Annotated in this window: 21 protein-coding genes; 10 read left to right on the top strand and 11 right to left on the bottom strand. The window is 68.4% G+C overall.

Features of this window, described 5'->3' with window-relative positions; genetic code table 11:
• Nucleotides 1–34 precede the first annotated feature (34 nt).
• Complete coding sequence (locus AB0E63_RS20120) at nt 35–1,720, top strand: DUF2207 domain-containing protein (RefSeq protein ID WP_360367997.1); 1,686 nt, start codon at nt 35–37, stop codon at nt 1,718–1,720.
• Nucleotides 1,721–1,726: 6 nt separating this feature from the next.
• On the opposite strand, the gene AB0E63_RS20125 is transcribed toward AB0E63_RS20120, so the two are convergent.
• Nucleotides 1,727–3,433, bottom strand: a complete 1,707-nt coding sequence (locus AB0E63_RS20125) for a neutral zinc metallopeptidase (RefSeq protein ID WP_360368000.1) — start codon at nt 3,431–3,433, stop codon at nt 1,727–1,729.
• Nucleotides 3,434–3,748: 315 nt separating this feature from the next.
• Between AB0E63_RS20125 and AB0E63_RS20130 the strand changes: the two genes are divergently transcribed.
• Entirely contained in the window at nt 3,749–5,431 is a 1,683-nt protein-coding gene (locus tag AB0E63_RS20130) for a DUF2207 domain-containing protein (protein WP_360368003.1), read from the top strand.
• Nucleotides 5,432–5,434: 3 nt separating this feature from the next.
• Here the strand turns inward: AB0E63_RS20130 and AB0E63_RS20135 are convergent, their stop codons facing one another.
• The 4 genes from AB0E63_RS20135 to AB0E63_RS20150 form a co-directional block, all read right to left on the bottom strand.
• Complete coding sequence (locus tag AB0E63_RS20135) at nt 5,435–6,724, bottom strand: peptidase C39 family protein (RefSeq protein WP_360368006.1); 1,290 nt, start codon at nt 6,722–6,724, stop codon at nt 5,435–5,437.
• 89 nt (nt 6,725–6,813) lie between these two features.
• The gene (locus AB0E63_RS20140; RefSeq protein ID WP_360368008.1) at nt 6,814–7,374 is read right to left on the bottom strand and encodes a GNAT family protein; all 561 of its coding nucleotides are present in this window, start codon (nt 7,372–7,374) and stop codon (nt 6,814–6,816) included.
• A 42-nt stretch (nt 7,375–7,416) separates the two neighbouring features.
• Nucleotides 7,417–8,250: a lysozyme gene (locus tag AB0E63_RS20145; protein WP_360368011.1), complete on the bottom strand. Its 834-nt coding sequence runs from the start codon at nt 8,248–8,250 to the stop codon at nt 7,417–7,419.
• A gap of 104 nt (nt 8,251–8,354) precedes the next feature.
• Nucleotides 8,355–9,524 carry a neutral zinc metallopeptidase gene (locus tag AB0E63_RS20150; RefSeq protein ID WP_360368013.1) on the bottom strand — a complete coding sequence of 390 codons (1,170 nt, stop codon included), beginning with the start codon at nt 9,522–9,524 and terminating at the stop codon, nt 8,355–8,357.
• 73 nt (nt 9,525–9,597) lie between these two features.
• Between AB0E63_RS20150 and cysS the strand changes: the two genes are divergently transcribed.
• Nucleotides 9,598–11,031 carry a cysteine--tRNA ligase gene (gene cysS, locus AB0E63_RS20155; RefSeq protein WP_360368015.1) on the top strand — a complete coding sequence of 478 codons (1,434 nt, stop codon included), beginning with the start codon at nt 9,598–9,600 and terminating at the stop codon, nt 11,029–11,031.
• 1 nt (nt 11,032) lies between these two features.
• Nucleotides 11,033–11,992, top strand: a complete 960-nt coding sequence (rlmB, locus tag AB0E63_RS20160) for a 23S rRNA (guanosine(2251)-2'-O)-methyltransferase RlmB (protein WP_360368018.1) — start codon at nt 11,033–11,035, stop codon at nt 11,990–11,992.
• Nucleotides 11,993–12,050: 58 nt separating this feature from the next.
• Here the strand turns inward: rlmB and AB0E63_RS20165 are convergent, their stop codons facing one another.
• The 3 genes from AB0E63_RS20165 to AB0E63_RS20175 form a co-directional block, all read right to left on the bottom strand.
• The gene (locus AB0E63_RS20165) at nt 12,051–12,935 is read right to left on the bottom strand and encodes a S1 family peptidase (RefSeq protein ID WP_360368021.1); all 885 of its coding nucleotides are present in this window, start codon (nt 12,933–12,935) and stop codon (nt 12,051–12,053) included.
• 127 nt (nt 12,936–13,062) lie between these two features.
• Nucleotides 13,063–13,941 (bottom strand): S1 family peptidase, encoded by an 879-nt coding sequence (locus tag AB0E63_RS20170; RefSeq protein ID WP_360368024.1) that lies wholly within the window; start codon nt 13,939–13,941, stop codon nt 13,063–13,065.
• A gap of 84 nt (nt 13,942–14,025) precedes the next feature.
• Entirely contained in the window at nt 14,026–14,610 is a 585-nt protein-coding gene (locus AB0E63_RS20175) for a TetR/AcrR family transcriptional regulator (protein WP_360368027.1), read from the bottom strand.
• 85 nt (nt 14,611–14,695) lie between these two features.
• Between AB0E63_RS20175 and AB0E63_RS20180 the strand changes: the two genes are divergently transcribed.
• Complete coding sequence (locus AB0E63_RS20180) at nt 14,696–15,847, top strand: acyl-CoA dehydrogenase family protein (protein ID WP_360368030.1); 1,152 nt, start codon at nt 14,696–14,698, stop codon at nt 15,845–15,847.
• Entirely contained in the window at nt 15,844–16,611 is a 768-nt protein-coding gene (locus AB0E63_RS20185; RefSeq protein ID WP_360368033.1) for an SDR family NAD(P)-dependent oxidoreductase, read from the top strand. The genes AB0E63_RS20180 and AB0E63_RS20185 overlap by 4 nt, the downstream gene beginning before the upstream one ends.
• A 175-nt stretch (nt 16,612–16,786) precedes the next feature.
• Here the strand turns inward: AB0E63_RS20185 and dgoD are convergent, their stop codons facing one another.
• Both dgoD and AB0E63_RS20195 read right to left on the bottom strand, forming a co-directional pair.
• Nucleotides 16,787–17,932 carry a galactonate dehydratase gene (dgoD, locus tag AB0E63_RS20190; protein WP_360368035.1) on the bottom strand — a complete coding sequence of 382 codons (1,146 nt, stop codon included), beginning with the start codon at nt 17,930–17,932 and terminating at the stop codon, nt 16,787–16,789.
• Nucleotides 17,929–19,176, bottom strand: a complete 1,248-nt coding sequence (locus AB0E63_RS20195) for an ROK family transcriptional regulator (RefSeq protein ID WP_360368038.1) — start codon at nt 19,174–19,176, stop codon at nt 17,929–17,931. The genes dgoD and AB0E63_RS20195 overlap by 4 nt, the downstream gene beginning before the upstream one ends.
• A 145-nt stretch (nt 19,177–19,321) precedes the next feature.
• Here AB0E63_RS20195 and AB0E63_RS20200 point away from each other — a divergent pair, with 145 nt between their 5' ends.
• The 4 genes from AB0E63_RS20200 to AB0E63_RS20215 are packed head-to-tail and all read left to right on the top strand — an operon-like array spanning nt 19,322 to nt 23,274.
• Complete coding sequence (locus AB0E63_RS20200; protein WP_360368041.1) at nt 19,322–20,104, top strand: NAD(P)-dependent oxidoreductase; 783 nt, start codon at nt 19,322–19,324, stop codon at nt 20,102–20,104.
• Nucleotides 20,105–20,114: 10 nt separating this feature from the next.
• Entirely contained in the window at nt 20,115–21,476 is a 1,362-nt protein-coding gene (locus AB0E63_RS20205) for an extracellular solute-binding protein (RefSeq protein ID WP_360368044.1), read from the top strand.
• Nucleotides 21,473–22,456 (top strand): sugar ABC transporter permease, encoded by a 984-nt coding sequence (locus tag AB0E63_RS20210; RefSeq protein WP_360368047.1) that lies wholly within the window; start codon nt 21,473–21,475, stop codon nt 22,454–22,456. The genes AB0E63_RS20205 and AB0E63_RS20210 overlap by 4 nt, the downstream gene beginning before the upstream one ends.
• Nucleotides 22,453–23,274 (top strand): carbohydrate ABC transporter permease, encoded by an 822-nt coding sequence (locus AB0E63_RS20215; protein WP_360368050.1) that lies wholly within the window; start codon nt 22,453–22,455, stop codon nt 23,272–23,274. Before AB0E63_RS20210 ends, AB0E63_RS20215 begins: the two co-directional genes overlap by 4 nt.
• A 131-nt stretch (nt 23,275–23,405) precedes the next feature.
• On the opposite strand, the gene AB0E63_RS20220 is transcribed toward AB0E63_RS20215, so the two are convergent.
• Complete coding sequence (locus tag AB0E63_RS20220) at nt 23,406–24,143, bottom strand: hypothetical protein (protein ID WP_360368052.1); 738 nt, start codon at nt 24,141–24,143, stop codon at nt 23,406–23,408.
• Nucleotides 24,144–24,181: the final 38 nt, after the last annotated feature.

A 24,181-nucleotide genomic window follows, 5' to 3' on the forward strand; every position in this document is an offset into this window, starting at 1 on the left:
GCTGCACGAACCGGCACGAGACTACTCTCGACCCATGTCACTGAAGCGCCGCCTCCTGCCGGCCGCCCTGCTGATGTCCTTGTCCGCCCCGATTGTTGCCTTCAGCACGTTGCCGGCCCAGGCCGCCGACGACCAGGTCACGGCGTACTCCGCCCAGGCGACCCTCACCAAGGACGGCCAGCTGCAGGTCAAGGAGACGGTCGACCTGACCGCCGGCGGTACGACGTTCAGCCGGACGCTGGTCACCCGGGTCAGCGCCGACGCCGAGCGGGATCGCACGTACGGACTGAGCGACGTGTCGGCCACGGTGAACGGCCAACCCGCACAGGGATTGAAGAACGAGAGCACCGACGACGGCCGCAAGCTCACTGTGAATGTGTCGGGCCAGTCGAAGATCGTCTACAGCTACACCGTCGACAACGTGGTGGCCGACTCCACCGAGGGTCTCGAGGTGAGCTGGCCGGTCGTGCAGGGCTTCGGTACGTCGATCCCGAAGGCCGAACTGACTGTCAACGTCCCGTTCGCCACCTGGGTCACGTGTTTCGCCGGCCGGATCGGCTCGAGCATGCCGTGTACGTCGTCGCAGCTGGCTGAGTCAGCCGCGTTGCAGATCGAGCAGAACGGCGTACCGGCTGGTGGTCGGGTGACCTTCCTGACCGGACTGAGTGACCAAGCGACTGTTCAGCCGAATGCGCAGTTCCAGACCCGCTGGACGCTTGGCCGTGCGTTCACAGCGGACTCCAGCACGATCGGCCTGGCAGTGATCGTGTTCGGCATCGGACTGCTCGGTGCGGTAGCGCTGTGGTTCTTCCGCGGCCGTGACGCCGCCAAGGTGGGCGACGGTGCGCCGGAGCGTCCGGTGCTCGACGGTGCCGACGGACCGCAGTTCGCCGCACCGGATGGGATCCGGCCCGGCCAGGTCGGCACGGTGGTGGACGAGACGGCCGACGTCGTCGACATCACCGCCACGCTGCTGGACCTTGCCGTGCGCAACTACCTGACCATCGTCGAGCTGCCGCGGGAGTCGCACTTCGGCAGGTTGGATTGGGAGCTGCGCCGGCTTCACCAGGGTGGCCCCGAGCTGCTGCCGTACGAGAAGGCTCTGCTGGACGCGGTCTTTGCCAACGGCGACGCGGTGGTCGTGTCCAACCTCGGCCCGTCGCTGCGGCCGCGGCTCAACCTGGTCCGCGAGCAGCTGTACGCCGATGTGGTCACGCAAGGCTGGTTTGCGACCCGTCCGGACGCTGTCCGGAACCGCTGGACCACTGCGGGCGTGGTGCTGCTCGGGGCGGGCGTCGTACTGACCATCGTGCTCGCGATCGTCAGCAAGTATGGCCTGGTCGGTTTCGCGGTGATGGCGGCCGGTCTGGTGCTGGCACTCGTCGGACAGGTCGCACCGGCACGCACTGCGCGCGGAGCCGCCGTACTGGGCCGAGTGGCCGGCCTACAGCGGTACCTGGTCGACGAGACGTCGGCGAACCTGCCGCAGAGCCACCGCCTCGAGTTCGCGTCCCGCTGCCTTCCGTACGCCGCTGTCCTCGGGCTGACCGAGAAGTGGGCGCTGGAGATCGCCGCGACCGATGACGACGACGACCCCGACGCCGGCATCGGCTGGTACTCCGGTCCGGAGAACTGGCACCTGTCCGACATCGGCGAGTCGCTCAGCAACTTCGTCACCGCGTTCGGCGGCACGCTGACAACAGCGCGCCGCCTCTTCTGACGAGCGTCAGGACACGCGGATGTCCGTGGCAGTGAAGGTGTTGCAGGAATTGGGCTGCTTGCTGTTGAACCCGGCGATCGACCACTGGTAGTTGCTCACCCGGTTGCCGTGGTCGTGGACGCGCGGCCGGGCGTAGTCGTCGCCGGTATGGCTGATCAGGAACTTCCAGTTGGCCAGCAGCGGGTCACGCATCGGCGTGAACACCGCGTTCGCGCCCAGGTACACGGCGCCCAGGCAGGTCGCCTGCAGTTCCCGGCGACGGCTCTCCTGCAGCTTCTGGTTCGGCGTCATCGACTTCGCCCGGGTCACAGAGGAGACGAGGATGCCGCTCAGGTACTGCACGTGGTGGCCGTACTCATGGGCGAACGTGTTGAGCATGATCGCGCGGGTGTACATCGGGTTGGACTTGTAGTACGCGTTGTCCACCGCGTACGGCAGGTAGATGGTCTCGTTCGCAGCGCAGTACGCCGCTCGTGCGCTGCGCTGGATGCCGCACGGGGAGGCCAGCTTGCCGCTGTACACGACCGCCTTCGGCGCGCGGAACGGCAGACCGGCCTTCTGCATCGCCAGCAACCAGGTGCGGTTGAGGCACGGCAGCAGGCGGGCGTAGTAGGCCCTGGCGGCGGTGACGGTGACCGGCGCGAACGCCGGCTCCGCACACTTCGAGGCCGAGACCGGGCCGACGGTGTAGAGCTTGTTGGCCTTGACGACGTCGTCGGCTGTCGGGGCGGGCGGCTTGGTCGCAGTCGGCGACGGTGACTCCGACGGCGTGGCGGAGGTGGTCTCCGACGCCGGCGCCGATGGGGTGTCCTTCGCCTGCGGGTCGTCGTTGCCAGTGGTCCGGACGAGCAGCGTGATGCCGGAGCCGACGACTAGTACGGCGAGCACGACCAGACCGATCAGGAGACCGCGGGAGGTCTTCTTCGGCTTCCGGCGCCGTCCGCCCCCGCCGGGTGGCTGCGGGATCGGGATCGGTGGGTACTGCCAGTTCGGTGCCTGCTGCACCCGCTGACCCATCGGACCGAGCTGACCGCCGCCCGACGCATGCCGGGGTCCGCGCTGCTGCTGTGGCGGAAGGGCGTTGCTCCACGGCGAGGCCGGCTGCTGGGGGCCGGGCTGGTTCGGAGAGCCCCACAGGTACGAGTCCTCGGAGCGCGGCCCGCCCTGCTGAGGCGGCGGACCGGATTGCGACGGGTCCGACTGCCAAGCACTGGACTGCGACTGCCAGGCACCGGAGTGCGGCGGCCGACCCTGCTGTGACGGACCCTGCTGTGACGGACCGTGCTGCTCCGGACGCGGCTGGGCTGGACCAGGCTGCCCTGGACCGGGCTGCACCGGACCGCGCTGTGCTGGGCCTGTCTGCGGTGACCTCGGCTGGTGCGCGCCGGACTGCTGCTGAGGGCCGGACTGTTGGTACGGCGGACGGGCGTGCGGCGGTGGAGTCGGGCGGGACTGTTCCGGGTTGGTCTGCCACGTGGACGGCTGGTCGGGGTTCTCCGGCCGGCGGTTGGCCCAGCCTTCACCGAACCAGTTGTTCGGCGGGCGCTCGCCTGTGGCCGGGTCCTGGAACTCGCGCTTGGCCTCGGCCTCCCCGACCCACCATTGGGCCGGCTGGCCCTGTCGGCTCTCGCCAGGACCATGTTGCGGCGGGCCGGCCGGCTGCTCCCCGTCAGCCGGTTCGCTCCCCGGGGGCGGTGGGTTCCTGTCCGACATCGATACTCCTCACGACCTTGCTGGGTGTAGCCGTCAACGTGGTGCATCCGGCGCTGTTCGGGGTGCCGAAGCCGCGCCAGGTCGATTCTTCCCCCCGGACAACTGCGCAGTCCCCGGACATACTCTGCGCGATCAGGGACCCACCAGGCTAGCCACCCCGGCCAGTCGGTTCGCAGTAGACCAGTATCCGGGCCTGGACGGACCCCATTGGTTGCCTGACACACCGAAGACGCCGATCCCACTGGTTACCTGACACTCGCCAGGAGCTATCGTGCCCGTGTCAACCTGACCCTCTCTTTACGGTGTGATTGGGCAATGCGTTCACGACTCCTCGGGCTGTCCCTGTGTGCCCTCGGCCTGCTCGGCCTGACTGCTGTCCCGGCCGCCGCGGCCGGCGCAGGTGCTGCTGCCGACCCCGTGGTCACCAACTTCGACAGCCAGATCCGAGTCGAGCGCGACGGCCTGCTCAAGGTCTCCGAGACCTGGAAGCTGAGCAACGTGACCGGAACCTTCACCAGGTTCATCGTCACCCGCGACCACCAGCCCGACGACGTGGACCACGTGCAGGAGATCTCGGACCTGCAGGTCAAGTCCGGCGGCCAGGACAAGCAGTCCGAGGTGAAGACCGACGGCGACGTCACCTCGGTGGCGGTCGCGGACGTCAGCGGCGACACTGAACTGAACTTCACCTACACGGTGAAGGGCGCGGTCGCGAAGACGCTGAACGGCACCGAGGTCCGGTTCGCCCCGCTGACCGGCATCAACCTGACCGTCCAGCAGGCGAACATCATCTTCAGCACCCCTGAGGTCTCGCACGTCTCCTGCTTTGCCGGTGCGATCGACAGCAACACCCCGTGCACGCTGGCGCAGATCGGTGAGACGTCCGGTCCGACGTTCCAGCAGCAGGGGCTGCCGCCGGGCAACACGGTCCGGATGACGATCGGTTTCCCCGAGGGCGAGATCGCCGCGAACTCGATCGTCGAGTACCGCAAGACGTTCAAGCGCGCGTTCTCCGCCGACACCGCCCAGCTGCTCACCGCATTGGCGATCCTGCTGCTCGGTGTGATCGCGCTGCTCGTGCTCTACCGGGTCCGCGGCCGGGACCGGGTCGACCCGCGGCGCGTCGTACCGGCGTCGCTGTTCAGTCTCGGCACCGACTCCCGGATCGACTTCACGCCGCCGTCGGACCTGCGGCCCGGCGAGGTCGGCACGCTGATCGACGAGCGGATCGACCCCGTCGATGTCACCGCGACGATCATCGACCTGGCCGTCCGCGGGCACCTCACGATCATCGAACTGGAGCACCAGACCGAGTACGCGCGACCGGACTGGGAGCTGCGCCGGGTCGCGAACGCGCCCTCGGAGGAGCTGCACCGGTACGAGAACGTCCTGATCCGCGCGATCTTCGGTGACTCGGACTCGGTGCTGGTCTCCGAGCTCGGCCGCCAGGTGCGGGCGAACCTCGCCCAGGTGCAGGACGCCCTGTACGACGGAGTGGTCAAGCGCGGCTGGTTCAACGAGCGCCCGGACCGCGCCCGCTCGCTGTGGGCGACGATCGGCATCGGCACCACCGTGCTGGGCGTTGTCCTCACCGTTGTCCTCGCGCTGCTCTCGACCTGGGGTCTGGTCGGCATCGCGGTCACCCTGGTCGGCGTCGGCCTGATCGTGGTCGGCCGCTACATGCCGGCCAAGGCTCCGGCCGCCGGCCGCGTGCTCGGTCAGGTCGCCGCGATCCGCGGTGAGCTGCTCGAGATGGACGTCAGCGAGCTGCCGATCGACCAGCACGCCGAGCTCTGCTCACGCGCTCTCCCGTACGCCGTTGTGCTGGGCGGATCGGAGCGCTGGATCGACGCACTGGTCGCGACCGACTCCACGCCGGACCAGGAGGACGAGGGCTTCACGTGGTACCGCGGACCGCGTGGCTGGCACCTGCAGTACCTGCCGGACTCGCTCCGCAACCTCACCACCAACCTCACGGGCGCACTCTTCGCCCGCTGAGGCTTACCAGTTGTGCTGCGGATCCGACGGTGCAGGCAACGGCATACCTTCCGGGTGGATGACGTACACGAGTCCACCGGAATGCGGCACCCAGGCGTTCTCGAAGGCGGTCCGGTCGTACGTCGTCCGCACCTGGCCGTTGCTCGGGATCAGGTGTGACGCCGGATCGTTCACGACGACGTTCCCGGCCTGGTCGAAGCCGACGATCACCATCAGGTGCCCGTTGGTCCCGTAGCCGGCGCCGGGCAGGTCGCCCTTCTTGAACGACAGCGACGCCACGAGCGGGATCCCCGCCTTGATGAACTGCTCCGCCTCGGTCAGTGATCGCAGCCGGGTGATGAACCCGTCCACTCCGCGGGAGCCGGCGTACGCCGTGTTGAACGGCCAGTTCCCGGCGCCGTCGTAGGAGTAGTCGAAGACCGATCGGGCCGAGTGGTCGACCTGCGGATCGGCGTCGGACGGATCGACCCACGCGGTCTCGGCCGGGGTCGGGCCGGCGCCGTAGTAGTCGAGCACCATCGCGGTCGAGGCCGCCGAGCACCACGCCTCGCCACCGCCGTCCCACTGTGGATAGTGGCCGAGATGCGTCTCCTGCGAGTACGTCGGTACGTCCAGGGCGACACCCTCCGCACCGCCAAGGGGGCTTGCGGCAACTTTCTTGTCATCGGGCAGCCGGGACGCCATCGCACCGACGGACCGGACCGCCGGCGACTGCGTCGTACCGCTCAACCGGTACAGGGTGACCTTGAGCTGCCAGCGATCCAGCCAGGCTCCGCTGGCCACGAAGGTGTCGACGGCAACGGATCCGTTCGCGTCGCCCTGGCTCGGTACCGAGGTGCGGTGGATGTCGCCGGCAGCGGTGTCGTCACCACCGGACCAGCGGCCGAGCACGTACCACTTGGTGGCGGCGCCGGCATTCGTCGTACCGGCCATGGAGACCTCGACCCAGGTGCCGGGCGGCGTGGTCGCGTTCCAGGAGGCGACGAGTTCGGTCAGCCCGAAGCCGGTGCTGACCTGCGGCGAGACCCAGCTGGTCTGCTCGTAGCTCTTGGCGGTGCCGTCCCCGAACGGATCGACGTACAACGTGGTGCCGGCCGACGTACCGAACCTGAGGGCGCCGTCGGTGACGGTGGTGCCGGACAGGGCACCGGTGAGGAAGTCGCTGGTCGACGTCCACGTGCGGTAGGCGATCTGACGCGGTGGGGCTGCTTTGACGGCCTCGGTCGGCAGGGAGCCGGCGCTCAGCACGACCACACCGAGAATCAGGGCGGTGACGGAACGGGCGGTGGTCATGAAATCGACGGTAGACCCGCCGACCGCGGCTGTCGCGGTGAACGCGTGCCGCGCCTGTTGCTAAGCACGTCAAATAGTTACGAGCCCATCTACGACTGACGCAGCTTCCACTCGTCGGCGAGCATGGCGAAGACCAACTCGTCGGTCCACTCGCCCTTGAGGAACTCGTTCTTCACGAAGTGTGCCTCCTGGCGCAGGCCGAGGCGCTTCAGCAGGTTCGCCGAGCCGGTGTTGCGGCCGTCCAGCCGGCCGATGATCCGGTGCATGCCGAGCTGTTCGAATCCGAGCCGGAGCAGCTCGACCGAGGCCTCCGCGGCGAACCCGCGGCCGTGGAACTCCGGGTGGAACACGAACCCGATCTCCCCGGTCCGGTGCTCGACACTTCTCATGAACAGGGTGACCTCGCCGACGTGCCGGCCGGTCTCCCGCTGGATCGCGGCGACGGTGAGCGCTTGACCGTCGGTGTCCATCGGTACGTCGGCCAGCCGGCCGGCGAGGGATTCCCGCACCTGCTCGGGCGTCTTCGGGTCGTACAGCAAGAACCTGGTGACATCCACGCTGGATTGCAGCTCGAGCAGGTCGTCGTAGTCGGAGTCGAGGTAGCGGCGAAGGGTCAGGCGGTCGGTCTCGATCGGCAGCGAAAAGCTCACCGATCGAGACTACGAGACCGCCGCAACCCAATAACCGCTGCCTCAGCCGTTGGCGAGGGCAACCAATCGGGACTGGTCGCCGTTGAACCGGTCCTGGTCGATCGGAGTCGAGCTGTACTGCCAGATCGTGTAGAAGGGCCAGCCGCCCGGTAGGGTTCCCGGCGCCGAGGCGTAGCGGGCCACCCAGAGCGGGTTGGTGGCGTTGAACGCGGTGCTGTTACCGGTGCACTGGCTCCACCAGTCGAGGTTGGTGTAGATCACCGCGTCCCTGGTGGTGCGGGCCTTGTAGGTGTTGAGGAAGTCGTGGATCCAGTTGACCATCGCGGCCTGGCTGAGTCCGTAGCAGGTCGCGCCGTACGGGTTGTACTCGATGTCGAGCGAACCCGGCAGGGTCTTGCCGTCGCGGGACCAGCCTCCGCCGTGGTCGACGAAGTAGTTCGCCTGGTTGGCGCCGCTGGAGTCGTTCGGCGTGGCGAAGTGGTACGCGCCGCGGATCATCCCTACGTTGTACGAACCGTTGTACTGCTGGGCGAAGTACGGGTTCGTGTAGTAGTTGCCTTCGCTCGCCTTCGTGTAGGCGAACCGCTTGCCGGCACTCCACTGCGCGGCCCAGTTGACGTTGCCTTGGTGGCTGGAGACGTCGATGCCTTCGACGGACGCGGCGGGTGCCATGACGGCCGGCGCGCCGGCTGCCGTCGTGGTGTTCGCCAGCCACCCCATGTAGGCGTCGCCGGCCTTGTCGATGCCGTGCTGACGGGCCTGGGGTGTGGGCTGGTGTGATGCGGGTGAATCGACGGAACTGGCTTGGGCGGAGCCGATCGAGGCCAGAAGCAGGCCAAGAGTGACGGCGGCACCCGTGAAAAGGGCGGACTTCACGGTGGACCTCCACAGAGCGATGAGGGGCGGACAGAGCGCTCGGCGGAGGTTTTACCCGGCTTTGGTAAGAATCAACCATTCGATCTGAGTCGAATGGTGAGTATTTACCGTACGACTTTCGGGGACGCCGTGTAGGTGTTGCAGGAGCCCGGGTTCCGGGTGACGAAACCGGCGTTCGCCCACCGCGGGATGATCGCCCGGCTGCCGTGGTCCCGCTGCGTCATGTACTCGTCGCCCTGGTGGGAGTGCAGGTAGTCCAGCTGCGACTTCAGCAACCCGGTCATCCCGTAGCTGCTCTTGTTCGCACCCATGAACACGTTGCCGAAACAGGTCGCCTGGATCTCCAGCCGGCGGCTCATCTCCAGCGACTTGTCACCGCTGAACTCGTACCGCAGGTTGTACGTCGCCTCGAGGATGCCGGTCATGTTCTGGATGTGGTGCCCGAACTCGTGGGCGACCGTGTCCGTCATCTCGGCCCGCAACCAGACCATCGCCTGCGTCCGGTTGCTGTAGCTCAGGTACATCTGGTACCAGCGCAGGTCACTGTTCGTGTCCATATAGATGGTCCGGTTCGTCGAGCAGTAGAAGGAGCTCGGCGAGTTGCCGCCGCACGGGGACGTGGCCGTCCCGGAGAAGGCGACCAGGTGCGGTGGCACGAACCGCGCACCGGCCAGCGTGACCTGCTTCGGCCAGGCGCGGACGAGACAGGCCAGGACCGAGTTGTAGTACTTGCGCGCGTTCGTGGCGCTGTTGGCACGGGCGCCTGACTCCCGGCAGTTCACCGTCTTCTGTACGCCGGTCTTGTAGAACCGGTTCTTCGCCACGATGACGGTGTCCGACGGAGGCGGCGGCGTGGTCTTCGTCGGCTGCGGCTGGGTCGTCCGGGTGGTGGCGGGCGCGGTCGGTTCCTCGGTGGTGGAGCTGGATGTCGGCTCCTCGGTCGGTCCCTCGGTCGCGGAGTACGTCGGCTCCGGCTGCGTGTAGTCGTCGTCGCCGTTGTGCTTCAGGATCGAGCTGAGCACCCCGAACCCGACGACGGCCAGGCCGATCACCACGATCGGCACGATCACCCAGGCGGCCTTGCCCCTCTTCTTGGGCGGCGGCGGGAACCCGTTCGATCCCCAGCCGAAACCCGGGCCTTGAGGTGGACCTTGCGGCGGGGCCCAGTACTGCGGACCGCCCGGTGGGGGACCGTACTGCGGGGGCCTGTACTGCGGGGGTGGCGGCCCCTGGTACTGCCCTGGTGGCGGTCCGTACGGCCCTTGGTTCGACAAGGAAGTCCTCCTGGTGAGCGTCGCTGCGGATATTTTGTCAAGAGGGGGTGTCAGTTCCCGTTACCCTTGACCGGTGACACTTCGCTTGTACGACACCGCGACAGCAGCAGTGAGGGATTTCGTGCCGGTCCACCCGGGCCAGGTCGGGATCTACCACTGTGGGCTGACGGTGCAGGGTGCCCCGCATGTCGGGCACATCTACAAGGAGGTCGTCTTCGACGTCCTGCGGCGCTGGTTCGAGCGCTCGGGCTACCGGGTCACCGTGATCGCGAACGTGACCGACATCGACGACAAGATCCTGGCCAAGTCGGCCGAACGGGACGTCCCGTGGTGGGCGCACGCCTACGAGTTCGAGCGTGAGCTCCACTGGGCGTACGACGTGCTCGGCTGCCGCCCGCCGACGTACGAGCCGCGCGCCACCGGCCACATCCCCGAGATGCTGGAGATGATCGGCGAGCTGATCGAGCGCGGGCACGCGTACGTCGCTCCGGACGGCTCCGGCGACGTCTACTTCGACGTCAAGTCCTGGCCGGCGTACGGCGCTCTGTCGCACCAGAAGATCGAGGACATGGAGGCCGCCGAGGACGCGGACCCGCGCGGCAAGCGGGACCCGCGCGACTTCGCGCTGTGGAAGGGCTACACCGAGGACACGCCGCGGACGGCCTCCTGGCCGACGCCGTGGGGCCGCGGCCGCCCGGGCTGGCACCTGGAGTGCTCCGCGATGGCGGGCAAGTACCTGGGTGACGAGTTCGACATCCACGGCGGCGGGCTGGACCTGCGCTTCCCGCACCACGAGAACGAGTTGGCCCAGTCGACCGCGGTCGGGCAGAAGTTCGCCCGGTTCTGGATGCACAGCGCGCTGGTCACCGCGGCCGGCGAGAAGATGTCCAAGTCCATGGGCAACGGCGCGATCGTGCGCAACGTGGTCCAGCGGGTGCGGCCGATCGAGCTGCGGTATTACCTGGTCCAGTCGCACTACCGGTCGGTGGTGGAGTTCTCGTTCGGTGCGCTGGATGAGGCCTCCACGAGCTTCCAGCGGATCGAGGGCTTCGTGACCCGGGCCCACGAGGTGACGGGCGGAGTCGAGCCGTCGGTGGAGTTGCCGGCGGACTTCGTCACCGCGATGGACGACGACCTCGGGACGCCGGCGGCGGTCGCCGTACTGCACAACACCGTGCGGGACGGGAACAAGCTGGTCGCCGACGGCGATTCCGCCGCGCTGCGGGAGGCACTGGCCTCCGTGCGCGGGATGCTCGGCGTGCTCGGGCTGGACCCGCTGGCCGAGCCGTGGGCGTCGCGCTCCGCGGCCGGTGACGAGCTCACCGATGTCGTCGACGGGCTGGTGAAGGCGCTGCTCGAGCAGCGGCAGGCCGCCCGGGAGCGCAAGGACTACGCCGCGTCGGACGCGATCCGCGACCGGCTGAAGGCGCTCGGCGTCGTCGTCGAGGACACACCCCAGGGGCCGCGCTGGTCGATCGCGGCGCCGAACACGATCGAAGGAAACTGACGTGCCAGGCAGTAGCCAGCGCAAGGGCGCCATCCGGAAGAAGCAGGGCAATCCGACGGCCGGGTCCGGTGGACGGATCCGCCGCGGTCTGGAAGGCAAGGGCCCGACGCCGAAGGCGGTGGACCGGACCAAGCACCCAGCGCACAAGCGGGCCAAGGCGAAGGAGCGCGCGCAGGAGCGCGAGCGCTCCCGCCGCCCGGTCCGCAAGGACACCGATTCCACGGTCGAATGGGTGTACGGGCGCAACCCGGTGGTCGAGGCGTTGCGTGCGGGCGTTCCGGCCGCGGCGCTGCATGTTGCCGAAGGCACCGAACGGGACGCCCGGCTGCGGGAGGCCACGCTGCTCGCGGTCGAACACGGTATCGCGGTGCTCGAGGTGCCGCGGACCGAGCTCGACCGGGTCACCGCGGGCGGTGCCCACCAGGGTGTCGCGATCCAGATCCCGCCGTACGAGTACGCGCATCCCGACGACCTGCTGTCCCGGGCGTACGACGCGGGCCAGGTGCCGCTCGTCGTGGCGCTCGACGGCGTGACCGATCCCCGCAACCTGGGAGCGATCACGCGGTCCGCGGCGGCGTTCGGTGCGCACGGCGTACTCGTGCCGGAGCGTCGTGCGGCGTCCATGTCGGCCTCGGCGTGGAAGACGTCGGCCGGTGCGGCGGCCCGGATTCCGGTCGCGCGGGCGACCAACCTCAACCGCGCGCTCAAGTCATACAAGGACGCCGGCCTGCTCGTCATCGGTCTGGACATGGACGGCGAGGTGGACCTCCCCGACCTGGAAGCCGCCACCGAGCCGGTCGTCCTCGTCGTCGGCTCGGAAGGTAAGGGTCTGGCCCGCTTGGTCCGCGAGAACTGCGACCTGATCGTCTCGATCCCGATGACCAGCGCCACCGAGTCCCTCAACGCGGGCATCGCCACCGGCGTAGCTCTGTACGAAATCTCCCGCCGCCGCGCGGGCTGAGCACAACGAGGACGGCGCCCCGGACCAGGTGGTCCGGGGCGCCGTTGTGTGTTGGGTGTCAGTAGACGCTGACGCCGTAGCGGGAGAGGGCCTCGGTGACGGGCTGGAAGTAGGTGGTGCCACCGGAGGAGCAGTTGCCGGAGCCGCCGGAGGTGAGGCCGAGGGCCACACTGCCTGCGAACAGGGCACCGCCGGAGTCGCCACCCTCGGCGCAGACGTTGGTGCGGATCAGGCCGGAGACCTGGCCCTCGGCGTAGTTCACCGTCGCGTTGACGCCGGTGACGCTGCCGCTGTGCACACCGGTGGTGCTACCGCTGCGCTTGACCGCCTGGCCGACGCTGGCGTTGCCGGCGGACGTGATGTCCTGCGAGGAACCGTTGTACAGATCCACTGTGCCGGGGTGGTTCGTGTACGACGTGCTGTACTTCACGATCGCGTAGTCGTTCCCCGGGAAGCTCGACCCGTAGGTCGTCCCGAGCAGCGTGGTCTTGCTCGAATTCGAGTACCAGCTGGACGCGATGTTGCCGCAGTGACCCGCGGTCAGGAAGTAGTACGTGCTGCCACTGCGGACGTTGAAGCCGAGCGAGCAGCGGTACTGCCCGCCGTAGATGGCGTCTCCGCCGGCGATGTACTTGGTCAGCTTGCCGGAGATCTTCTCCAGCGTGACCCGGCTACCGAACTGCTTGGTCACTCCGGACAGCGCCGACAACTTCGAGCCGGTGACCGTGTCGTCGTACGACACGATGATCCGGCCGTCCGGGTTCGTCTGCCAGGCGGTGCCAGGGATGGCCGCGTCCTTGTTCAAGGTCGCGGTGATGGCGGATGCCGACAGCGTCGACGGGGTGATCGGCGCGGCCGAGGCCTGGGTGGCCAGCAGTCCGGCGGCAGCGAGCCCGGCGGCGGCCAGGATCGCAGCGGTACGGCGAATAGGCGAAAATGTCATGGTTTCAGCCTCCTCACGATGAGGACGCGCTCGGGGCGGGTGCGTCCTTGACTTCAACCGTGACCACCCTTACCCACTCTCTCCCTGAGTATTCAGGCAAACTCGGAGAGTAGGGGAAAACCTGCGCTCAGTAGACGGAGACCCCGTACGCCTTGAGGGCCTCGACGACCGGCTGGAAGTAGGTGACGCCGCCCGATTTGCAGTCGCCGGAGCCGCCCGAGGTCAGTCCGAAGGCCCACTGCCGGTAGAACAGCGGCCCGCCCGAGTCGCCCGGCTCCGCGCACACGCTGGTACGGATCAGGCCGGCCACCCGGCCGTCGCCGTAGTTCACCGTCGCGTTCAGCCCGGTGACCCGGCCGCTGTGCAGGCCGCTGGTGGAGCCGCTGCGGTACACGTACTGCCCGACGCCCGGGTTCATCGCCGTGGTGATGTCCTGCGAGTGCCCGTTGTAGAGGTACACGCTGCCGCCCGGCGGCTTGATGCCGGTGCGGTAGACGACCAGCGAGTAGTCGTTCCAGGGGTAGCTGGGTTGATGCACCGTGCCGGTGAAGACGGCGTGCTGGGCGTCCTGGTACCACTGGGTGGCCTCGACGCCACAGTGTCCGGCGGTGAGGAAGTAGTACTTCCCGCGCCGCTGGACGTTGAAGCCCACCGTGCACCTGATGTCACCGCCGTACGTCGCCATGCCGCCGCTGATGTACTTGGTCAGCTTGCCGGGCAGCTTCTCGACGGCGATGCCCTCGCCGAGCCGCTTGGTCACGTTGGTCAGCGCGGTCAGCTTGCTGCCGGTGACGGTGGAGTCGTAGGACACCAGGACCGTGCCGTCCGGCTTGGTCATCCAGGCGGTACCTGGGGTGTTCACCTGCTCGTTCAGGGCAGAGGTGATCGCCTTCGCGGACAGCCGCGGTGGCTTCACCGGATCGGCCTTGGCCGGTACGGCGGCGGCCAGCGTCAGCGCCGCGGCGGCGAAGATGGCCGCGGAGCGTCGGAGTATGGAAGATTTCATGGCCATCAGCCTTCCGGGGCGTGCGGTTCTGATGAGCTTCGGGACTTGAATGTTTAGTTGAAGAAGTCTAAGTGTCCGCCGAGGTCAGTCCAGGCGGAGTGAATGCAGGACGAAGGACGCGAGTTCGCGGTAGGCCTCGGCGTCGTTCAGGCCGGTCCGGCGGGCGATGTCACCGCGCTGGATCGCCTGCATGGTGTGCGCGATCATCTCGGCCGCGAACGCGATGTCGACCTGCCGGAACATCTTGTTGTTGATGCCGTCCTCGATCAGCGTCCGGACCCGGTCGGCCGCGATCCGGGTGTTCCGCTCGTACACCGACCGGGCCGGCGCGAACGTGGCCACGTCGTCGAGGAAGGTCCGGCTGGCCGGCCGGAGCGCGTCCGCGACCGCGTTCAGGTACGCCGCGATCCGCCGGTCGTGCCGGGTCTGCCGGGCGACGGCCGACTCGACCTGGGCGGTGGCATTCTTGAAGTAGTGCTTCACCACCTCGACGGCGAGCTGTTCCTTGCTCGGCGCGAGTGCGTACAGGGTCGTCTTGCTGCAGCGCAGCTCGGCGGCCAGGTCGTCCAGGGTGAACCGGCTGAAGCCTTGTTCGAGGAACAGGACCAAGAGCCGGTCGAGCAGCTCGGACTGCCTGCGGGTACGGCGCCCCGGCACGACTGTTGTCATATCGAGACAGCATAGAACGATACTGACGTATGGTCCTCAGTATCATCCGTAGTATCATTTCGTCAGCCGTTGAGAGGGGTGCCTGATGGCTGTCGATCGTCTCCTGCCGACCGAAGAATCCACTGAGCTGCTCGCCCTGGTGCGTGACCTGTGCGACCACGAGCTCGCGCCGCACGCCGCCCGGGCTGAGGAGAGCGAGACGTTCCCGCGGGACGCGTTCCGCACGCTGGGCAAGGCCGGCCTGCTCGGCCTGCCTTACCCCGAGCAGTACGGCGGCGCCGAGCAGCCGTACGAGGTGTACCTGCAGATGCTCGAGGAGATCGCCGCAGCCTGGATGTCGGTGGGCGTCGGGGTCTCGGTGCACACGATGACCAGCTACGGACTAGCCACCTTCGGCGCCGAGGAGCAGCGTGCCCGGTTGCTGCCCGACATGATCGGCGGCGAGCTGCTCGGTGCGTACGCGCTGTCCGAGCCGCAAGCCGGTTCCGACATCAGCGGGATGACCACGCGAGCGGTCCGCGACGGCGACGAGTACGTCCTGCGCGGGACCAAGGCGTGGATCAGCCACGGCTCACACGCCGACTTCTACACGACCTTCGCGCGTACCTCGGACGACCCGAAGCACGGCATCTCCGCCTTCCACGTCCCCGCGTCGGCCGAGGGGCTCAGCTTCGGCGCGCCCGAGCGGAAGATGGGCCTGACCGGATCGACCACCACGCTGGTCAACTACGACGACGTCCGGATCCCGGCCGCGAACCTGATCGGTGCGGAGGGTCAGGGCATGCGGATCGCCCTGTCCGCGCTGGATTCCGGCCGGCTCGGGATCGCCGCGTGCGCGACCGGACTGGCCCAGGCCGCGCTCGAGGTCGCCGCGTCGTACGCGAAGGGGCGGCAGCAGTTCGGGCAGCCGATCGCGGACTTCCAGGGGGTGCAGTTCCTGCTTGCCGACATGGCCGCCGCGGTCGAGTCGGCCCGGTCGACGTACCTGCAGGCCGCGCGCCGGCGCGACCTCGGCCGGCCGTTCACCCAGCAGGCGGCGATCGCCAAGCTGATCTGTACCGACGCCGCGATGAGGGTCACCACGGACGCGGTCCAGGTGCTCGGTGGGTACGGTTACACCCGCGAGTTCCCGGCCGAGCGGTACATGCGCGAGGCCAAGGTGACCCAGATCTTCGAAGGAACCAACCAGATCCAGCGGCTCGTCATCAGCCGCGACCTACTCAGGAGCGTTTCATGAAGTTTGGCCCGTCCGACGTCGCTCTGGTCACCGGTGGTGGATCGGGGCTCGGAGAGGCGACGGTACGCCGGCTCGCCGCCGACGGACTCGGGGTCGTGATCGTCGACCTGCCGTCCTCGGCGGGCAAGGCGGTCGCGGACGAGCTGGGTGACCGGGTCGTGTTCGCCCCGGCCGACGTCACCGACGAGACCGCGGTCGCGGCCGCGCTGGATGCGGCCGCCGGCCTCGGGACGCTGCGGGTGGTGGTCACGTGCGCCGGCATCGCGACCCCCGGCCGGGTCGTCGGCCGCAAGGGTCCGTTGCCGCTGGCAACGTTTCGGCAGGTGGTCGAGGTCAACCTGATCGGCACCTTCAACGTGCTCCGGCTGGCCGCCGAGCGGATGATCGCGTCCGAGCCCGGCGAGGACGGGGATCGCGGTGCCGTGGTGATGACAGCGTCGATCGCGGCGTACGACGGTCAGGTCGGGCAGGCGGCGTACGCGGCCAGCAAGGGCGGCATCGTCGGCCTCACCCTGACCGCGGCCCGAGACCTTGCGGACAAGGGCATCCGCGTGGTCACCATCGCTCCGGGCACGATGGAGACCCCGATGCTGGCCGGCCTTCCCGAGGAGACCCGCGCCGTGCTGGAGCAGCAGGTCCCGCATCCCTCGCGCCTGGGTCGCCCCTCTGAGTACGCCGCCTTGGTCCGCCACATCCTCGACAACCAACTCCTCAACGGCGAGGTCATCCGGTTGGACGGCGCCCTCCGCATGCCACCTAGGTAAGCCGCAACCACCGCACACCATGCGGCGGGATCTCGGACTCGAGGTGCCACCGTGTCCCAACCGGCGAAGAGCAGCCGGTCGTGCATCACCTGTGCGTTCGCGAGCACTTCCGCCTCGGTGACCGTCGTACCGAAGCAGTCCCAGCTGTTCCAGCCCATCGGCGGGGTCTGCGCGGTCACCATTCGGCGAAGGAGCCGTCGTCGTGCCGCAGTACCGGTGATCGCCAGGTGTGGCCTTCGGCGGCAGCGGCGCGTACGACGTCCTCGTTGACCTCGATGCCCAGCCCGGGACCGGTGGGTCGCTCGATGTGGCCGTCGACGAACGAGAAGACCTGCGGGTCGACCAGGTAGTCGAGCAGCGCGTTGCCGCCGCCGTACTCGATACCGAGGCTCTGCTCCTGGATGAGGAAGTTCGGGATGGCCAGGTCGATCTGCAGGCTGGCCGCCAGCGTGATCGGGCCCAACGGGCAATGCGGCGCGACGGACACGTCGTACGCCTCGGCCATGGCGGCGATCCGCCGGACCTCGGAGATGCCGCCCGCGTGCGAGATGTCCGGTTGGGCGACCGCGATGCCGGTGGTGAGCACGTCCCGGAAGTCCCAGCGGGAGAAGAGCCGCTCGCCGGTGGCGATCGGGATGCTGGTCGACTCGGTGATCCGGCGCAGGTCCCGGGCGAACTCGGGCAGCACCGGCTCCTCGATGAACATCGGCAGCAGCGGCTCGAGCAAGGGCAGGATCTGGCGGGTGGCCGCCGTACTGAAGCGGCCGTGGAAATCGAGGGCGATGTCGACCCCGTCGCCGAGTGCGGCGCGTAACGCCTCGACCCGGCTCACCGCGGCGCGGAGCTGCGCGGGTGACGGGATCGGCGGCAGCGCCTCGGAGAGGTTGAGCTTGAGGGCCGTGAATCCCTTGGCCACCTTGGCTTGCGCCTCGTCGACGAGTTGGGCGTTGTCGCGGCCGTGGACCCAGGTGTAGATGCGCACCCGCTCACGGACCGGACCGCCGAGCAACTCGTGCACCGGAGTCTCGTGGTAGCGGCCCTTGATGTCCCACAGGGCTTGGTCGATGCCGGCCAACGCGCTCGACAGCACCGGACCGCCACGGTAGAAACCGCCCTTGGCCATGGTCTGCCAGTGATCCTCGATCCGGAGCGGATCAGAACCGACGAGGTACTCCATCAACGCCGCGACCGCGCCCTGGACCGCCTCCGCCCGCCCCTCGACGATCGGCTCACCCCAGCCGCTGATCCCTTCGTCGGTATCGATCCGCAGGAACTGCCACCGCGGCGCCACCAGGAACGTCTCGTATCCGACGATCTTCACATTGCCTCGTTTGCTCGAAGGTCCGTGCTGGTCAACAGGGAGGCGACCAGCTGGTCGGTTTGGCGGAGCACCAGGGCGGCGGCGCCGGACGCACCCGCGCGGGCGCCGAGATCGAGCTCCGCGGCGACCACCTCGACGTCACGGGTGAGGGCCATCGCGGTCCGGCGCAGGGTGGCGCGGATTGGCTCCAGCACCAGCTCGCCGGCTCGGGCGAGCTCACCGCCGACGATGATCCGCTCCGGGTTGAGCAGGTTGCAGATGTTCGCCAGCACCCGCCCGGTGAGCTCCCCGGCCTCGCGCAACACCCGCACGGTGTCCGGCTGACCGTCCGCGGCGGCCGCGAGCAGGTCATCGAGACCGGCATCCGCGCCGAGCACTGGCGCAAGAGCCGCGAGAACGGCGGGCAGCGACGCATACTGCACCAGGCAGCCACGGTTCCCACAGGGGCAGACCGCGCCGGTCGAGTCCGCCGACAGGTGGCCGATCTCGCCGCCGCCACCACGCGCGCCGCCGTGATGAAGGTTGCCGTCGACAAGTAATCCGGAGCCGATACCGGTGGACAGCCCGAGGTACAACACGTCGCGCGCGCCTCGGCCCGCGCCCCAGGTGAACTCGGCGACCGCCTCCAGGCGGGTGTTGTTGTCCACCAGCAGCGGTACGGCGAGATGCCGGCGGAACTCGGCCGCGACGTTCACCCCGGCCCACGCCTGGCCCGGTAGTGACGGACCGATCACGCCGGTCTGCAGATCAAGCGGCCCGGGGACGCCGATCGCGACACCGACCAGGCTGTCCCGATCGAGTCCCGCCCGGCCAAGCAAGTCGTCGAGCAGCGCGAGTCCGGCGGTGAGCCGCTCCTGCCACGGGGTATCGCGAGCGGCGGTCGCGCCTTCACTCGCGAGCGTCCGGCCGGACAGGTCGGTGAGATGGCACCACACCCGTTCGAGGGTGAAGTCCAGACCGGCCGCTGTTCCGGAGGCCGGGTTGGCCTGCAGGAAACCGCGGGCCCGGCCATCGACCTCGGATGCGTCGATGCCGGCCTGCGCCACCTGGTCGCCGACCACCTCGATCACCACGCCACCGGTGATCAGGTCGGCCACGATCGTGGACACGGTCGTCCGGGAGACGCCGCAGATCCGCGCCAGCTCGGCCCGGTGCAACGCCCCGTGCTCCATCAGCGCGGACAGCATCCGTTCGGAGTTGGTACGCCGCAGCGCCCGCAGTGATCCGGTCTCCTTCGCAGCCACGTGGACGAGTATCGGCGAATCGCCGTGCTGTCGTCAACAAAACTGACATTGTGTGTTCACACTCTTGACACAGACCGCGAAGTGCTCGAACAATTTCGCCCACAGTTCGGGCATCGGCCCCGGGCCCGGCGACCTGGATGACGACATGGACGCTGTGCGGAACGACCGTGCGCCGCTGGTGGTGGTCACCGGCGGGCTGGGGCGCGTCGCCACGGTGCTGCTGCCGTGGCTACGCAAGCACTACCGGCTCCGGCTGGTCGATCGGGCGACGCCGACCGCGCCGACCGACGAGGTGGTCCAAGCCGATATCGGTGATCCCGAGGCGGCGTACCGGGTGTTCGCGGGGGCGGACGCGGTCCTGCACCTGGCGGCGAACAGCAGCCCTTGGCAGACCTGGGACAGCGTGTACGCCGCCAACGTGCGGACGACCCAGGTTGTGCTCGAATCCGCCGCGGCCCACGGCGTACCGAAGCTGGTGCTGGCCAGCTCACTGCACGCATTGGGGGAGTACAACCGCCCGGCGCACTGGCCGGTCGATCCACGGCTTGACCCGCGCCCGTGCTGTCCGTACGGGCTCGGCAAGGTCGTGCTGGAGGTGCTGGGCCGGACGCATGCGGAACGCACCGGCGCATCCGTCACCTGTCTGCGGCTCGGCCTGACCGGCTGGGCGCCGACCGAACGGCGCTACCTCGGGCAGTGGCTGTCCGACGACGACGCCGGCCGCTTGGTGCTCGCGGCCTTGCAGACCGGCGAGCGGTACGGCGTGCACTTCGGCGTCTCCGCGAATACCCGAAACCACTGGGACATCACCTCGGCGCGGCACGAGCTCGGCTATCGCCCCGAGGACGACAGCGAAGCGCTGGCAGACCGGGCCGGGCCCTCCTCCGGCCCGGTCTGCCGGCTCTTCGATCCGGAAACTTCAGATTGAGAGGTTGGCCATGACCACTATGAACGCAGGGCTCTCCCGCCGCCGGTTCCTGGCGCTGAGCGGCGCGGCCGCCGGCGGCGCGCTCGCGGTCGGCTGCTCGCCCGCGTCCTCCACCAACACTCCAGCCGCCGTCGCCTCGGGCTCGGCCGCCAAGGGGACGGTGACCGTCATGTCCCAGTCGGGTGAGTTCGGCCCGAAGGAGGCCAAGGCGGCCGGGCAGGCGCTCGGCATCACCGTGAAGACGGTCGAGTACGACCTGACCAAGCTGACCGCGATGCTGGCCAGCGGCAACCCGCCGGACGTCGTCCGCGGCATGGGTGCAACGGACACGGCGTACCTCGCGGCCCGGCAGGTGGCCGAGGACCTCGATCCGTACTTCGCGAAGAGCACGCTGATCAAGGCCGACGACATCGACGCGGTGAACGACCTGTGGCGGTTCGACGGCCAGAAACAGGGATCGGGCCCGCGGTACGGGTTCGCGAAGGACTACTCGCAGGACGCCATGCTCTGGTACAACTCGGCGCTGTTCGACGCCGCGAAGGTGCCGCATCCGACCTCGGCCGAGCCGTTGTCGTTCGACGAACTGCTCGACCTCGGCAAGCGGCTGACGAAGCGGCAAGGAGCGAAGGTCAGTGCGTACGGCCTGAACGCGAACGGCTTGAGCGTGTTCATCACGCTCTGCGGGATGACTGCTTCGGCCGGTGGGAAGGTGCTCGCCGACGACCTCGCCTCGGTCGACCTGACCAGTCCGGAAGCGCTGCGCGCGATCACCTGGTACCTCGACTACGCCAAGGCCGGCATCGGCCCGACCGTGCTCAATCCCGACCCGAACGGCTGGGATGGCCCGACATTCCAGGCCGGGCGGATGGCGGTCGCGACCGACGGCTACTGGTTCGGCGGCCTGTTCGGCACCGATGCGAAGAACGCGAAACTCGCCCACCTGCTGCCGGCGCCGCAGTTCGGCACCGGGGCTCGGATCAGCCCCTGTTACGGCGCGACCGGCCTGTGGATGCCGAAGGCCGGCAAGAACAAGGACGCCGCCTGGGCGGTGATGGAGTGGTTCCTGGCCGGCGACCCCGCCAAGGCGCGGGCGACGGGCGGCTGGGGCATCCCGCCGTTGAAGTCGCTGCAGAAGCTGATGCCGCAGACCCAGCCCTTCCAGAAGGAGGCGTACCAGGTCCAGATGGCCGAGCAGAAGTACTTCTCGGTCATGACCTTCACACCGTACGTGCGATTGGACGCGATCGACGGCGTGATCGGCCGGGAGTTGCCCAAGGCAATCAAGGGAACCCTGTCGCCGGCCCAGTTCGCCGACAGCCTGAACACCCAGATCAACGCGCAGCTCGCCGATGGAAAGAAGCGGTTGCGGTGAGCTCGGCACTGACCGAGGTACGACGTCCCGTCCTGGAGCCCGCGGTTGAACGCGGCGCGGACCGCCGGAAGAAGCCGCCGAGTCTGCGGAAGGCCCGGACGTTCTACCTGTTCGTCGCGCCCTGGATCATCGGGTTCGTCGCGCTGACCGTGTTCCCGCTGGGCTATGCCTTCTGGCTCAGTCTGACCGACTCCGACGGGCTGTCGCCGAGGACGCACTTCGTCGGTTTCCAGAACTACGTGGACATCTTCCACGACCCGCTGACCCTGAGCTCACTCGGAAAGACCGGACTGTTCGCGCTGGTGACGGTGCCGCTCTCGATCTTCGCCGGGCTCCTGCTCGCGGTGATTCTGAACCAGCCACTCAAGGGTCGCGGGTTGTTCCGGGCGCTGATCTACCTGCCGGCAGTGGTCCCGCCGGTCGGGGCGGCGTTGACCTTCCGGCTGATCTTCGACCGGGACGCCGGCGCGGCGAACGGCGTACTGAGTGGGCTCGGGGCGAATCCGATCACCTGGCTGGTGGATCCGAATGTGCGCTACGTGCTGTACGCGCTGGTGCTGTGGGGTTGTGGCGGGTCGATGATCATTTCGCTGGCCGGGTTGCAGGACATTCCGCGTGAGCTGCTCGAGGCGGCTCAGGTGGACGGAGCGTCGTACTGGCAGTCCTTCAGCAGGATCACCGTGCCGTTGTTGTCGCCCGTGATCCTGTTCCAGGTGATCACCGGGGTGATCGGATCGCTGCAGTCGTTCGCGCCGTTGCTGCTGTCGTCGGGGTCGCTGAGCGGGGCCGGCACGGTTCCACAGGGCAACTACCTCTACATGATCCACGTCTTCGCGCAGTACTTCAGCGCCTCTCGCTTCGGGTACGCCTCGGCGATGTTGTGGCTGCTGTTCGCCGTGATCCTGCTCGTCACGCTGGTGATCATCAAGGTCAGCGCCCGGACCGTCTTCTACACCGTCGAGCCGGAGGGCAAGCGATGACCAGGACCAACCGCTGGGCGCTCTACATCGTGCTGCTCGCCGTCGTCCTGGTGATGCTCAGCCCGATCCTGTGGCTCGTGTCGACCTCGCTGAAGTCGCCGGCCGAGATGGCGTCGTTCCCGCCGACCTGGTGGCCGTCCGCGCCGCGGTTCGCGAACTTCACCGACGCGATCAGTCAGGTGAACTTCCTCGGTGCGACGCAGAACTCGCTCACCATCGCGTTCATCACCACGACGCTGACCACGCTGAGCTCGGCCTGGGTCGGGTTCGGGTTCGCCCGGCTGACGGCGCCCGGGAAGAAGCAGTTGTTCGTCGTCCTGCTGGCCACGATGATGCTGCCGGGGATCGTCACGCTCGTTCCGACGTACCTGATCTTCGCGAAGCTGCACATGGTCAACACGTACTGGCCCTGGGTGGCTTGGGGGCTCGGCGGCAGTGCGTTCCTGATCTTCCTGTTCCGGCAGTTCTTCGCCGGCATCCCGCGGGAGATGGAGGAGGCGGCGATCATCGACGGGTGCGGGTACGTCGGGATCTTCTGGCGGATCTTCCTGCCCCAGTCCTGGCCGGTGATCGCGGCCAGCGTGATCCTGTCCTTCACCAGCGCCTGGGGCGATTTCGTCGGCCCCGCCATGTTCCTCAGCCAGGACAGCACCACCCTGGCCGTCGCGATGGCCACCGGCTACGTCAACGACAAGGGCCTCCCGATGAACAACCTGGTCGCCGCCGGAGCCGTCATGTACGTCCTCCCGGTCCTGGTCCTCTTCATGTTCATGCAACGCCGCTTCGTCAGCGGCTTCTCCACCTCCGGAATCAAGTAATGCAACCGGCGTCCGTGGAGCACGGTGATGGACTTTCCGGGGCGGGCCGGCGGGCATTGCCACAACACGTCGTATGGGAGTTACGCCGTCTACGACGTCGACGAGGCGGCGCGTACCACCGCGGCTGCCTATCAGGGCCTGTGGATCCGGTCGCTCGATGCGATGTACCTTGCGACCGCGGACGCCGTACTGGGCGACGACCTGACCGCCTTGCCTGTTGCGAGTCCTGGGATGGCTTGAGGGGTCGGCGGTGATCCAGACCGGGTAGGAATTGGCGCGGCCGTGCAGGGTGACGACGAAGGTGCGCCGGTCGGTGTTGCCGCAGCCCTCGGCGCGGGCGGGTGGTGGACCTTCCGGTGAGCTGTTGACTCGCTGCGCGAACGCGGCGGCGGGCTTGGCGGCGAGCTGGGCTCAACCGGGTAGTAGTCGGTGCCGGTGAGCGGGCCGGCCGAGTCGAGGATGCGGCCGCGGAGTGCGTCGTCGTTGGTCAGCACGCTGATCTTCGTGCCGGCGACGAGGCGGGTCTCCTCGGTCCAGGCCCCGTCGTAGCTGGCGAACGTCGTACAGGGCGCGGGACCGGAGATGTACTGCGTCCAGGACGCGGGGACCTGGACTTGTGCGGCCTTGTCCGACTCCCAGCGCCAGCCAGGCGCGACCTGTGGGTCGCTCCGGAGCTTGGTGGTGAGTGAGTGGGTTGCGGTGATTGCGGTCGCGACCGCGGCGCAGGCCAGAACGACGGCCACGATGGCGCGGCCGGTACGGCGGCGGCGCAGGCGACGGTGGACGCCGGACAGCAGGTGTTCGTCCGACGGCGCCTCTGCCGCATGCATCGCCAGGCTCGCCGCAATCAGTTCCTCGGTTGCTTCCATCCGGCACCTCCCACCCTATTCACGCTGGTGGAGCGCCG

Source organism: Kribbella sp. NPDC026596, from assembly GCF_040638415.1.
GTDB lineage: Bacteria > Actinomycetota > Actinomycetes > Propionibacteriales > Kribbellaceae > Kribbella.